Below are 11,789 nucleotides of genomic sequence, written 5' to 3'. Positions count from 1 at the left end.
CGAAAAGGAGAGCAGACCATGGCATTGAGCTGCCCGGAGTGCGAGAGCGAGGTGCGGGCGACCGGCCCGCTGCGGCGTCACGAAATCGTGGCCTGTACCGAGTGCCGGTCGGAACTGGAGGTGGTCGGGCTGGACCCGGTGGTTCTGGCGCTGGCCCCCGAGATCGAGGAGGACTGGGGCGAATGAGCCTGCGCTGTGGGGTGAATGTACCGACGTTCGGGGAGTTCGCCGACATCCGCCTGCTCGCCCAACTGGCCGCCTCCGCCGAGGAGTCGGGCTGGGACGGCTTCTTCCTCTGGGACCATGTGGTCTGGCCGTGGGCCGAGGAGGCCGCCGACCCCTGGATCGCGCTGACGGCCGTGGCCCTGCACACCCAGCACATCCGGATCGGCCCGCTGGTCACCCCGCTCCCCCGGCGCCGCCCCCAGAAGGTGGCCCGGGAGACAGTGAGCCTGGACCGGCTCAGCGGCGGCAGGCTGACCCTCGGCGCCGGATCGGGCGCCTTCCCCCAGGAGTTCGACGACCTCGGCGAGCCGGCCACCGATGCCCGCACCCGGGCGGCGGTGCTGGACGAGTCGCTGGCCGTACTGGCCGGACTGTGGTCCGGTGAAACCTTCAGCTTCTCCGGTGCGCACCACCGCGTCCACCAGGCCCGGTTCCTGCCGGCTCCGGTGCAGCGGCCGCGGATTCCGGTGTGGGTGGGCGGGCAGTGGCCGTTGCGCGGTCCACTGGAGCGGGCGCTGCGCTGGGACGGCTATGTGCCGTTGAAGGGCACCCCGGTACCGTTCTCCAAGTCGGAGGTGGCGGATATCGCGCACCGGGTGGGTCTGGCGGACCGGCCGGGCTTCGACCTGGTGATCAGCGACCGGGACGGCAACCCGGCGGACTACGCGGCGGCCGGCGCCACCTGGTGGGTGGACACCCCGCCGCCGTGGGACATCTCACTGCCCGAGGTGCGCGATCGCATCGCGGCGGGGCCGCCGCGGCTCTGACCTCAGACGCTCACCAGACTCAGCACCTGCCCGCCCTCCCGGAACAGCACCCGCCGTCCGTCGAACTCGGCCAGCCGCCCGTCCACGTCGCCTGCTGTGAGGCCGAGTTCGCGGGCCAGGCGGTCCGGTCTGGCAGGCGAGAGGAGTCTGCGCAGCAGCCGCTCGCCTACGGCGTCCACCGTGAAGGGGCGGTCCTCGCCCCAGCGGGTGTCATACACCCGGTCTCCGCGCAGCGTCAGCACCGGGCGTTCCTCGCGCCAGCGTTGGCGCCAGTCGGCGATGGTCTGGTTCAACGGACCGAGCCAGCGGACGGCGTTGAGGGCGGCGGGTGAGCGGTTGTGGTCGGCGAAGAAGTAGGCCACCCGCTCCAGTGCCGGTTCGTCGAAGGGGTAGAGCATTCCGTAGAACGGCAGCGGTCGCAGATCCAGGCCGTACTCCTCGGGCTGGGTGTGGTACGGGCTGAACCGGTCGAAGCGGACCAGGTGCGCGCCGGTGGGTGGCGGCAGATGGGCCAGCAGGGGCAGGTCGTCGGCGTATTTCTCGTAGACCTCGGCGGGTTCGCCGGGGAAGCCCATCAGGAGGTTCCACTCGGGGGTGAGGGCATGGCGCAGGCAGTTGCGCAGGAACTGGAGGTTGAGGAAGGCCGTGGTGCCCTTGCGCATCAGGGACAGGGTGGTGGTGGACAGTGCCTCGACACCCGGCTGCACCCGGCTGACCCCGGCGGCCGCCATGGTCCTCAAATCTTGTTCGGCGATGGGTAGTTTGATTTCGTAGAAGAGGGATGCCCCAGCGGGGGGCCGGAGTTCGGCGAATACCTCCTTGGGGAACGACTTGGGCATGATGTTGTCGGTGCAGGCGAAGGAGGTGCACCAGGGGGCGTGCGCGAAGAGCGCCTCGAACTGGCGCAGGGCCGTCTTGGGGCTCATCGATCGGTAGCCCATGCCCAGGCCGTTGAGGCCGCAGAAGGTGCAGTGGGAGCGCTGGCCCCACCAGCAGCCCCGGGAGGTCTCGAAGGGGAGCACGGGCTCGGTGGCGGCGGCGGGGCCGTCCAGCAGGGCGCGTTCGGCGGAGAACGCGGTGACGAACGAGTGGAAGTCCGGCGGGAAGAAGTCGTCGATGTCACGGTCCCGGCCCACCGCCAGGCCGTAGCGGGCCTGGGTGTGGTTGCGGCGGGTGATGACGCCCGGCAGGGTGTGGGCCCGGTCCGGTTCGCCGTCCAGCAGGCAGCGCAGGAAGTCCGGGAAGGTGTGCAGCGCCGGGCCGGAGAAGACATAGTCCACCGCGGGGACTTCGGCGGCGATCACCGTGCCCATGGGTGCCTCGCAGTTGGCGCCGCCCATGACGGTGAGGGTGCCGGGCGAACGTTCCTTGACCAGCCGGGCCATGGCCATGCTGGGCAGGTTCTGGGCGAACATCGAGGTGAAGCCGACCACATCGGCGCCGGCCAGGTCATAGCGGCCGGCCAGTTGAGCGCAGTGCTCCGGCAGGGTCGTGCGCAGTTCGACGATCCGGTCGCGGAACTCCCGCCAGCGGCGCCCGCGGTAGTAGCGCTGGAAGTAGTCCTCGGTGTTGTCGGGCAGTTCGGGGAAGGCCACCTGCCGGAACAGCCACTCCCCCAGGCCGGACAGCAGGTGGTCCAGGCCGCCGGCGAGGGAGTCGTAGAGGTCGGGGCCGAAGTACCGTACGAAGTCCAGGTTGGGGTAGTGCACCTCGGTGCGGATCTCGCCGGGGAACTCCCGGTCGAGCAGGGACTTCAGCTGGCTGAGGGCGAAGGACGGCCGGTTCCAGTCCCCGAACGGCATATTGACCAGGGCGACCTTGAGCATGTCACGCTCCTTCCGGGGGCCGGGCATCCAGCTCTCGCGCGCACTCCCGGACCGTGGCCAGCCGGTAGAGGTCGCCCAGGGCCAGCGAGAGTCCATGCTCGGCGAGTTCGGCCACCACGCGCAGGGCGCTGAGCGAGTCCCCGCCGATTTCGAAGAAGTCGTCCTCCGGCCCGATGTCCGGGGTCTCCAGGACCTCTGCCCACACCTCGGCCAGCAGCCGCTCGGTGGGGGTCAGGGCCTGTTCGGGCGCGGGGCGTGCGGCGGCGGGCGGGTCGGGCAGCCGGGCCCGGTCGGTCTTGCCATTGGCGGTCAGCGGGAACGCGTCCAGCACCACCAGTGCCGAGGGCACCAGATAGCCGGGCAGTCGTTTTCTCAGCTCGTCCAGGACGGTGGCGGCCGGGTCCGGGGTGCGGCGGACGGGAATGAGATAGCCGATGAGCTCCCGGCGGTCGGCCTCGCCGCGGGCCACCACCACGGCGGAGCGCACCAGGGGGTGGGCGCGCAGCGCCTCCTCGACCTCCGCCGGCTCCACCCGGAAGCCGCGGATCTTCACTTGGTCGTCGTCCCGGCCCAGCATCTCCAGGGCGCCGTCGGGGAGTTGGCGCACCATGTCCCCGGTGCGGTAGAGCCGGGCGCCCGGCTCCCGGGGGCTGGCCACAAAGCGTTCGGCGGTGAGCGCGGGCGCGCCGGCGTAGCCCCGGGCCAGCCCCGCGCCGCCGAGGTAGAGCTCGCCGGGCACTCCGGGGGGCACCGGCCGCAGCCGGCGGTCCAGGACATGGACGGTCACTCCGGCCAGCGGGTGTCCGATGGGCACCCGGCCGAAGGGGGTGCGGCGCAGCGCGTCGCCGGTGGTGGCGGCCACCGTGCACTCGGTGGGGCCATAGCAGTTGAGCGTGGTGAGCCCGGGGCCGCGGCGCAGCCGGGCCACCGGGTCCGGGTCCAGCTGGTCGGCGCCGAGGTTGAGGTGGCGCAGCCGGGCCAGGGCCTGCTGGTCGTGTTCGGCCAGCACCGCGAACAGGCCCGGGGTGAGCAGCAGTGCGGTGGCCTGGCGGGTGAGTTCCCGGTAGTCCTGGGGTTCCAGCCGGCCGCCGGGGGCCGTCAGCAGTTGGGCTCCGGCGCACAGGGTGCTCCACAGTTCATGGGCCGAGGCGTCGAAGGCGGGGGAGAAATGCGCGCCCACCACATCGTCGGGGCGGGGTGACATGGGCTGTCCGGTGACGAAGTTGGCCAGGGCGGCATGGGTGACCATGACGCCCTTGGGGCGGCCGGTGGAGCCCGAGGTGTAGCAGACATAGGCCAGTTGGGCCGGGTGGACGGGCCGGGCGAGCCGTTCGTCCGGCTGGTCCTGGCTGGGCGGCAGGCTGTCCAGGACGAGGCAGGGGCGGGCGTCGGCCACGATGCGCCGGAGCCGGTGCGGTGGGTGGTCGGGGTCCAGCGGCAGATAGGCGCCGCCAGCCTTGAGTACCGCCAGCGCGGCCACCGCCAGGTCGGTGCCCCGGGGCAGCCGGATGCCCACCAGCCGTTCCGGGCCGACGCCCGACGCGGCCAGCACCCGGGCCAGCCGGTTGGCCCGCCGGTCCAGCTCCGCGTAGGTCAGCCGCTCTCCGTCGGCGGGGCATAGGGCGATTGCCTCGGGGGTGCGGTCCGCGTGGCGTTCGACCAGGGTGTGCACCGGGACGACGGCAGGATTGCCGTCCAACTGCGCTGCGGGTGGCGGTGGTTGGTCGGATTCGATGGTCAGGCCGTCCACGGTGGCTGCCGGGCGGGCGGCCCCGGCCAGCAGGGTGCACAGGTTTCCGGCGAGGCGCTCGATGGTGGCCGCCTCGAACAGATCGCGGCGGTACTCGATAAAGCCCTCGATGCCGGTGCCCAGATCGTGGAAGAGCACGCTGAGGTCGAGCACGGTGGTGCGGCCGGGCGGCAGCGGCAGGGCGCTGCTGGGCACCCCGGGGAAGTCGACCCCGGCCTCCGGGATGTCCTGGACGCTGAACAGGGTCTGGAACAGCGGGTGCACACTGCGGTCACGGTGCGGTTCCACGGCGTGGACCAGCCGGTCGAAGGGCAGGTCCTGGTGGTCGACGGCCTCCAGGGTCCGGTGGTGGGCCTGGGTGGTGAGCTGGTCCACCGTCATTCCCGGGTCGGGCCGCAGCCTCAGGGGCAGCGGGTTCACCAGGTGGCCGACGAGGTCCAGGGTCTCCGGGCGGGTCCGGCCGGCCAGGGGTACGCCCACGATCACCTCGTCCTCTCCGCTGTAGCGCTGGAGCAGGCAGGCGAAGGCGGCCAGCAGCACCGCGAACGGGGTGGTCCGGTTGCGGGCGGACAGTTCGCGTACGGCGTGCACCAGGTGCGGGGGCAGGGTGAAGGAGTGGCAGGCGCCGGCGAAGGTGCGTTCGGCGGGACGGGGCCGGTCCGGCGGGAGCGCGGAGCGGGGCAGTGGCGGGGCCAGCCGGTGGCGCCAGTGGGTCAGCAGGCGTTCCAGCCGGGCTCCGGTCAACTCCTCGCCATGGCGGTGGACATGATCGCTGTAGGAGTGTTCCAGTGGGGTGAACGGCGGGGCCTGGCCGGCCAGGGCGGCCGCATAGGCCAGGCCCAGGTCGCGCCAGAGGACCGACATTCCCCAGCCGTCGGTCACCAGATGATGCAGCGTCAGCAGGAGCCAGTGTTCATCCGGGCCGAGGGTGAGCAACAGCGCCCGGAACAGCGGGGCTTGGGTCAGGTCGAAGGGGGTGGCCTGGGCCTGGGCGAGGTGGTCGCGGGCGATCCGGGTCCGCTTGGCGGCGGGGTGGCCGGACAGGTCCAGGTGGACCAGTTCGGGTTCCGCCTGTTCCCGGATGAGCCGGCACGGTGTGCCCCGGACCAGTTCGAAGGAGGTGCGCAGTGGTTCGTGGCGGTCGGTGACCGCGGTCAGCGCGGTGCGCAGCGCGGTGGCGTCGACCGGTCCGGCCAGCCGCAGTCCGCTGGCGACCGCGTAGGCGGCCTCGGTCCGGTAGAGGTGTTCCTCGGTGAACAGACGCAGCTGCGCGGCGGACAGCCGCGCCCGCCGGGCGTCTTCGGTCATTCCACGCTCACCTCGTCGGGGATCGGCTCAAGGCTCAGGCCCAGCCGTCCGCGGAGCACCGGCAGCACGGCCTCGGCCTGGGTGGTCAGATAGAAGTGGCCGCCGGGAAACCGGTGGACCGTCACCTCGCCGCAGGTCAGCCGGGACCACTGGCTGAGGTCCCGGCCGGCCAGCAAGGGGTCGTCCCGGCCGCCCAGCACGGTGACCGGGGCCCGCAGGCGTTCGGTGCCCAGCGGTGCGTGTGCCATCAGGCGCAGGTCGGACCGCAGGACGTTGAGGAACATGGCGCGCAGCTCACGGTTGTCCAGCGCCGCGCGGGCCGAATCGTCCAGCAGCACCACGGAGTTGATCAGGGCCTCATCGCTGTCGCGGTATCCCACGGCCAGCGGCGAACCGGCCCCGACGGTCAGTTCCGGGCCCGCGTGGCCGGAGACGAACACATGGTGTATCTCGGTGCCGGAACGTTCCAGCGCCTGGCAGAGCTTCACGGCCAGGATGGCGCCCATGCTGTGCCCGAACAGGGCGATCCGCTCCAGCCCGGCCCGCCGTACCGCCTCGGCGAGCTGGCCGACCAGGTGCGGCAGGTCGGTCACCGGTGGTTCCTGGATGCGGTTCTCCCGGCCGGGCAACTGCACCGGCAGTACATCGACATGGGCGGTGAAGGCGCTGAGCCATCGGCGGTAGTGGGACGCCGAGCCACCCGCGTGCGGCAGGCACAGCAGCTGTACCGGGTGCCGGCGGCGGGCAGGGTCGCCCAGCAGCCAACCGCTGCCCTTCGCCACGCCTGCCCCTTCCGTCAGGTTGGCCGCACGCTGCAAAAAGCGGTGACGCCTGTGCGAGTATGACGGCCGAGCACGCGAGGCAGCAATAACCAGACTGCCGTTCCATGAACACACCTTCGCAGTGGGCTACTTGGCGCGGTGGGCACGGCAACGACCCGTGGGGAGAGTGCGGATGCGCGCTTATCTGGCCCTGTTCGCCCAGCGTGAGGTGGTACGGCTGGTCATCTCGGCGGCCCTCACCCGGATCGCGGCGCCGGTGCTCAGTCTGGGGCTACTGCTCGCGGTGAACTCCTCCCGGGACTCCTACAGCGCCGGCGGCGGCGTGCTCTCCGGTTATGCCACCACCCTGGCGGTTGCGGTGCCGGTGGCGGGCCGGCTGGTCGACCGGCTCCAGCCGCGCCGGGTGCTGATCGGCTATCTGACGGCCCATCTGTTCGCCTATGCCGCTCTTTTGCTGGCCCTGGCCCGGTCGGCACCACTGGGGGTGCTCATCGGCTGTGCGGCCGCGCTGGGGCTCACCACTCCCCCGGCCGGGCCCGTGGTGCGCTCCAGCTGGCCCGGGCTGGTACCCAAGGAGCGGCTGGAGACCGCGTTCGCGCTGGATGCCGTGGTCAATGAGGCCATGTTTGTCACCGGGCCGCTGGTGGTGACCGGGCTGCTGGCCTTCACCTCGCCCAACGCGGCGGTGGCGATGGCGGGTTGCGGCACCCTGGCCGGCGTTCTGCTGCTGCTGTCGGTACCGCTGCCCGCCCGGAAGCCCGCCCCGGCCGGCCGCCGGCCGCTGGGCCCGCTGGCCCATGGCCAGGTGCGGGTCCTGCTGGGCATCATCGTCTGCGACACCCTGGCCTATGGCGGAATGGTGGTGGCCATCGCGGCCCTGGCCTCCGACCGGGGCTCCAGCGGTGCGTCCGGGGTGCTGCTCAGTGTGCTGTCCGCCGGCGCGGTGATCAGTGCCCTGATCTACGGTGCGCGGGAACGCAAGGGGCGTCCCCAGCGCCAACTGGCCTTGTACCACGCCGCTTCCGCGGTGCTGCTGGTGGCGGTCGGCCAGGTGTCCGCGCTGGCACTGGCCGGTGTGCTCCTGCTGCTGGTCGGCCTGGTCGGCGGACCCCGGGACACCCTGCACCAGGTGGTCCTGGGCAAGGCGGCCCCCGAGGAGCACCGCACCGAGGCCTTCGCCTGGATGAGCACCTTTATGTGGGCGGGCTACGGGGTTGGTTCGGCCCTCGCCGGGCAGCTGGCCGGCGGGGACGGCGGCTCGGCGGAGCGGGTTTTCCTGGGCGCCGCCGTGGCGGCGGCCCTCGCTTCCGGCGTCTCCCTGCTGGTCCGCCCGGAGCGGTTCGCGGCCACGGCGGCGCCGGCCACGGCAGGTGAGGCCCAGGCCGAGGCCGCGGAAGGCTCCGCCTAGGCTCTCCATCCGCGTTTCCCCTTGGTGTTTCCTCCGGTTGCACCGGTCGTCGGCCGGGCAACGACGCCCCGTATACGCCTGGTTGGCGGATTCTTGGGAGAACGGGGGAACATGACATGGCCGACCGCTGGGTAAGCGCCGATGAGGCGACGAGATTCCAGCACGCTCTGCTGGCCGCCGCCGCGGCGGCCCCGTCGATACCCGAGCTGGGCACCGAGCTCTCCGGCCGGCTGAACCGTTTTGTCCCGCACAACGGTTATATGCTGGCCGGGCTGGACCCGCTCACCGGGGTGGGCTGCTTCCACCACAAGGAACACGGTTACAGCGTGGCCTCGGCCCATCGCCTGGAGGCCGATGAGTCCCTCGGCACCGAACCCCACCTCTTCGCCGACCTGATGTACGGCCCCGGCCCGGTGGGCGTGCTCAGCGCCGGTTCGTCCCGGTACCCCCGGAGCGTGCGGTCGCATGACCTGATGCCCGCGGAGGGCTTCGGCAGCGAGATGCGTATCGCGCTGACGCACCGGGGAGTGCCATGGGGCGGGCTGATCCTGCTCCGGGAGCACGGCAGCGAAGGGTTCTCGGAGGCGGAGGCCCAGTGCGCCGAAAGACTGGCGGAACCCATGGCGATCGCCCTGCGGCGGTATGTGGCCGGCAAGCCGCTGCGTCCGGGCCGTCGTGGGCTGTCCCCGGGGGTGGTGGTCATCGGCCCCGACGACAGCATCAAGGGCATGACCTCCACGGCCCGCACCTGGCTGCGCGAGTTCGTCCCCGAGTCCGCGCGGGCCAAGGACGAGGAGCTCACCAATCTGTTATGGGGCATGACCTACCACACCCGGCGCACCAACAGCACGGCGCTCAGCCGGATTCCGACCGGTGAGGGGTGGGTGGCGGCGCACGCGCAGTTCCTCGACGGCGCGGATGGCGACATCACCATCACCTTCCAGTCCGCCCCGGCCTCACTGCTGCTGCCGGCCATCTGCGCCTGGTACGGGCTCACCCCGCGCGAACGGGCCATCGTCGAGCACCTGTTGGGCGGGCTGCCGACCAAGCACATCGCCCGTCTGCTGGGCATGTCCCCGCACACCGTCGCCGGCCATCTGCGGTCCCTCTACCGCAAGACCGGTACCGCGGGCCGCGAAGAGCTCATCGCCGGGCTCCGGCAGTAGGGCGCCCCGGGAGGGCGGGGCTCCCTCGGGAAGCCCCGCCCCACACGCCCCGTCCGGAGCGGGTCAGTCGAGCGCCCGCCGCTCCAGCAGGGCACGGTCCAGCCGGCGGGTCACCGAGTCGACCAGCCCCAGCTCCGTGAGCCGTTCCTCGATATACCGCTGCACGGGCAGCACCACCCCGCAGCGGGGCAGTCCGGACACGGGGTCGCGCCAGCGTTGTTCGGGCGTGGATTCCGCCGCGAAGAATCCGGAACAGGAGCCGAAGTAGCGGCAGTTGGCACAGGTCTGCCGGACCCGCTCCCGGGACTGGCGCAGGGCCTCGCCGAAGCCCGCGGACCGGCGCATGCCGGCCAGGGATTCCGTGAAGATATCGCCGTGCCGCAGGGCCGGGTCATAGGCATCGCCATTGGAGTACACGGACCCGTCGGTGTCGATGACCAGGATGGTCTCCCCATGTTCCTTGTCATAGCGGCGCCGTTCGCCCTCTCCGTACAGGGCGTGTACGACATTGGCCGCATAGCCCTCGATCGGCTCGACATTGATAAAGCTGTCCGAGACCAGCCAGCGGTCGGTGAGTGTCTTCAGCGCGGCGACGATCTCCTCCGCCGCGAGCTCGTGTTCCGCCTGCTGCCCCGGATAGCCCGTCCGGTAGATGGGCAGCAGCCGGAAGCCCAGGTCCATGTCCTCGAAAAAGCGGTGGATCTCCGCCACATGGGGTGCGGTTGAGCGGGAGAGCACGGTGATACAGCCGAAGTTCAGGCCCTCGTCCATCAGGCGCTGCATATGGGCCAGGACCCGTGGCTGGGCCTGGCGGCCGGCGACATTCACCCGCTGGCCGCCGGCCAGGTCCACCGAGACGCCCACATCGTCGAAGACCTCCCGTATCAGGGCCAGGTCCTCGTCGGTGAGCCGGTAGAGATTGGTCTGGACGGAGTTGCCATAGGGGATCCCGGCGGGCTCCAGGAATTCCCGCTGGGCCAGCTTGACCTCCCGGTAGAACTCATGGGGCATCAGCAGGGGTTCCCCGCCGTGCCACACAAAGTCCGCCGTCCGGCCCGGCTGATCCGCCAGCCACTCCCCCACATGCTTGATCATGCTCCGGGCCTGTGGCACCGTCATCGCGGCCCGGTCGCCGAGCGAGGGGAACTCATAGCAATAGCGGCAGCGAAGGTTGCAGAACTTCGAGACCTTGACCACGAGTTGCAGATACGGCGGCATCGGCCCGCGCGCGGCCGGGCGGTCCGCCCGCGGCCGGTCCTCGGCCGTGCCGATGCTCATGCCGGCCCGGTTCCGGCTCCCAGGGCCGACTTCAGCCGCAGGTACGCCTCGGTGACGCGCGGCCGCCGCGGAGCCGGGCCCTCGTCCGCCCGGCGGGTGACCAATCCGGTCCGGCGCGGTCCCTTGTCCAGGAACCGCTCATGCCAGCTGCCGCGGGGGCCTTCGACCCAGAAGTCGGGGTAGTCGGGCCACATCCGCTCGGCGGGCCGCAGCCCGTCCACGATCTCCAGCCGCTCCTGCCGCTGCCCGGCCCCGTCGGCCAGGGGCTCGGCCGACCCGCTGGTGCGCTGCAGCGCCAGCAGCCGCAAATAGGCGCTGCGGGAGGCCGCTTGCGGCTGGTGCGCTTCGGGCTGGGTGGGATTGCTTCCGGCCATGCCGATCGCCCTCGCTCTCCGTCGTTCGATGGCGCTTTTGTCCGTCACCAGGTAATGCGGCGGGAGAGCCTCCACCAACCCCCCAATATTGAGGGGGTGTTGGCGGTCAGGGCTGCGCATAAGACTGGTGGCCCAGCCCAGCGACCGGCCAGGAGACATCGATGACACCTGCCCCGACAGCCGCGCCCTCGGTGAAGAGCGTGGAGATGGTGACCGTCCCGCCCGATGCGGCGGGCGTGCCCGGCGGCGGGTTACTGCCGCCCGCGGGCTCCGTGGTGCTCTATGTGGGAGACGCCGCCGCACCCTCGTGGCAACGGCTCCGCGAGGCCGCGCTGCGCGGCGACTGGCAGGCCGTACGGGACACGCCCATTCCCCAGCGGCCCGCTCCCGGCGTCCGGCTGGTGGCCGCGTCGCGGCTCTTCGACCTGCTCTGCGCGGCACATCCACTGGTGCGCGACCTGGCGCTCCCGCAGGGGTTTCCGTTCAGGACGCTGGCCTTCCCCTACACCGGCGGCCCGCTCCAGGGCTCGGACTTCAGCATCGTCGAGCACACCGAGCGGAGCGTCCCCTCGGTCACGGCCGCTTATCTGCTGGTCCGCCGGGCTCCCGAACTCACCGCGCTGGAACGCCGGTTGCTGGAGAACGTCAGCCCGGTGGACCGGCATATCCACATGGGGCGGCCCGAGCCGTGCCAGACGCTCACGACCTTGGACATGATCACCGACAATCTGGCATGTGAGGCGCACCGGGCCGTCCAGTGCAAACACCGCGGCGGCTGCCTCCAGGGCGAGAGCACCACGGAACTGTCGGATGCGGAGATCGAGGAGATCACGGGAGGGGCGGACGGGTTCGCCGCCTCGGTGGCCCGGCTGCTCGCCACGCGCCAACGCCACTACTCCCTCTAG

At 71.5% G+C, this 11,789-nt stretch carries 10 protein-coding genes; 5 read left to right on the top strand and 5 right to left on the bottom strand.

Going from position 1 to position 11,789, the window contains the following annotated elements; all coding sequences use genetic code 11:
* The first annotated feature begins 18 nt into the window (after positions 1 to 18).
* Both lysW and ACIHFE_RS28830 read left to right on the top strand, forming a co-directional pair.
* Positions 19 to 186 (top strand): lysine biosynthesis protein LysW, encoded by a 168-nt coding sequence (gene lysW / locus ACIHFE_RS28835; protein ID WP_400111117.1) that lies wholly within the window; start codon positions 19 to 21, stop codon positions 184 to 186.
* Entirely contained in the window at positions 183 to 992 is an 810-nt protein-coding gene (locus ACIHFE_RS28830) for an LLM class flavin-dependent oxidoreductase (protein ID WP_400111115.1), read from the top strand. The genes lysW and ACIHFE_RS28830 overlap by 4 nt, the downstream gene beginning before the upstream one ends.
* Positions 993 to 994: 2 nt before the next feature.
* On the opposite strand, the gene ACIHFE_RS28825 is transcribed toward ACIHFE_RS28830, so the two are convergent.
* From ACIHFE_RS28825 to ACIHFE_RS28815, 3 genes are read right to left on the bottom strand one after another with little or no spacing between them, the layout of a single operon-like run.
* Positions 995 to 2,818 carry a RiPP maturation radical SAM C-methyltransferase gene (locus ACIHFE_RS28825; protein ID WP_400111113.1) on the bottom strand — a complete coding sequence of 608 codons (1,824 nt, stop codon included), beginning with the start codon at positions 2,816 to 2,818 and terminating at the stop codon, positions 995 to 997.
* 1 nt (position 2,819) lies between these two features.
* Positions 2,820 to 5,876, bottom strand: a complete 3,057-nt coding sequence (locus ACIHFE_RS28820; RefSeq protein WP_400111111.1) for an amino acid adenylation domain-containing protein — start codon at positions 5,874 to 5,876, stop codon at positions 2,820 to 2,822.
* Entirely contained in the window at positions 5,873 to 6,658 is a 786-nt protein-coding gene (locus tag ACIHFE_RS28815; protein WP_400111109.1) for a thioesterase II family protein, read from the bottom strand. Before ACIHFE_RS28815 ends, ACIHFE_RS28820 begins: the two co-directional genes overlap by 4 nt.
* A 172-nt stretch (positions 6,659 to 6,830) precedes the next feature.
* Between ACIHFE_RS28815 and ACIHFE_RS28810 the strand changes: the two genes are divergently transcribed.
* Positions 6,831 to 8,066 carry an MFS transporter gene (locus tag ACIHFE_RS28810; protein WP_400111107.1) on the top strand — a complete coding sequence of 412 codons (1,236 nt, stop codon included), beginning with the start codon at positions 6,831 to 6,833 and terminating at the stop codon, positions 8,064 to 8,066.
* Between the two features lie 116 nt (positions 8,067 to 8,182).
* On the top strand, positions 8,183 to 9,232 hold the full coding sequence (locus tag ACIHFE_RS28805) for a helix-turn-helix transcriptional regulator (RefSeq protein ID WP_400111105.1): 1,050 nt from the start codon (positions 8,183 to 8,185) through the stop codon (positions 9,230 to 9,232).
* Positions 9,233 to 9,295: 63 nt separating this feature from the next.
* On the opposite strand, the gene ACIHFE_RS28800 is transcribed toward ACIHFE_RS28805, so the two are convergent.
* Both ACIHFE_RS28800 and ACIHFE_RS28795 read right to left on the bottom strand, forming a co-directional pair.
* Positions 9,296 to 10,510, bottom strand: a complete 1,215-nt coding sequence (locus tag ACIHFE_RS28800) for a radical SAM protein (RefSeq protein ID WP_400111103.1) — start codon at positions 10,508 to 10,510, stop codon at positions 9,296 to 9,298.
* The gene (locus tag ACIHFE_RS28795; RefSeq protein WP_400111101.1) at positions 10,507 to 10,884 is read right to left on the bottom strand and encodes a hypothetical protein; all 378 of its coding nucleotides are present in this window, start codon (positions 10,882 to 10,884) and stop codon (positions 10,507 to 10,509) included. The genes ACIHFE_RS28800 and ACIHFE_RS28795 overlap by 4 nt, the downstream gene beginning before the upstream one ends.
* Positions 10,885 to 11,045: 161 nt before the next feature.
* Between ACIHFE_RS28795 and ACIHFE_RS28790 the strand changes: the two genes are divergently transcribed.
* Entirely contained in the window at positions 11,046 to 11,789 is a 744-nt protein-coding gene (locus ACIHFE_RS28790) for a hypothetical protein (RefSeq protein ID WP_400111100.1), read from the top strand.

Origin of the sequence: Streptomyces sp. NPDC052396, assembly GCF_044593195.1 — a bacterium.
Classification (GTDB): domain Bacteria; phylum Actinomycetota; class Actinomycetes; order Streptomycetales; family Streptomycetaceae; genus Streptomyces.
The sequence above is the reverse complement of the archived record's forward strand: the minus strand, read 5'-3'. Positions and strand labels throughout refer to the sequence as shown.

Coding starts and splice junctions, on each gene's coding strand:
- lysW (WP_400111117.1), top strand. CDS start 19: ATGGCATTGAGCTGCCCGGAGTGCGAGAGCGAGGTGCGGGCGACCGGC.
- ACIHFE_RS28830 (WP_400111115.1), top strand. CDS start 183: ATGAGCCTGCGCTGTGGGGTGAATGTACCGACGTTCGGGGAGTTCGCC.
- ACIHFE_RS28825 (WP_400111113.1), bottom strand. CDS start 2,818: ATGCTCAAGGTCGCCCTGGTCAATATGCCGTTCGGGGACTGGAACCGG.
- ACIHFE_RS28820 (WP_400111111.1), bottom strand. CDS start 5,876: ATGACCGAAGACGCCCGGCGGGCGCGGCTGTCCGCCGCGCAGCTGCGT.
- ACIHFE_RS28810 (WP_400111107.1), top strand. CDS start 6,831: ATGCGCGCTTATCTGGCCCTGTTCGCCCAGCGTGAGGTGGTACGGCTG.
- ACIHFE_RS28805 (WP_400111105.1), top strand. CDS start 8,183: ATGGCCGACCGCTGGGTAAGCGCCGATGAGGCGACGAGATTCCAGCAC.
- ACIHFE_RS28800 (WP_400111103.1), bottom strand. CDS start 10,510: ATGAGCATCGGCACGGCCGAGGACCGGCCGCGGGCGGACCGCCCGGCC.
- ACIHFE_RS28795 (WP_400111101.1), bottom strand. CDS start 10,884: ATGGCCGGAAGCAATCCCACCCAGCCCGAAGCGCACCAGCCGCAAGCG.
- ACIHFE_RS28790 (WP_400111100.1), top strand. CDS start 11,046: ATGACACCTGCCCCGACAGCCGCGCCCTCGGTGAAGAGCGTGGAGATG.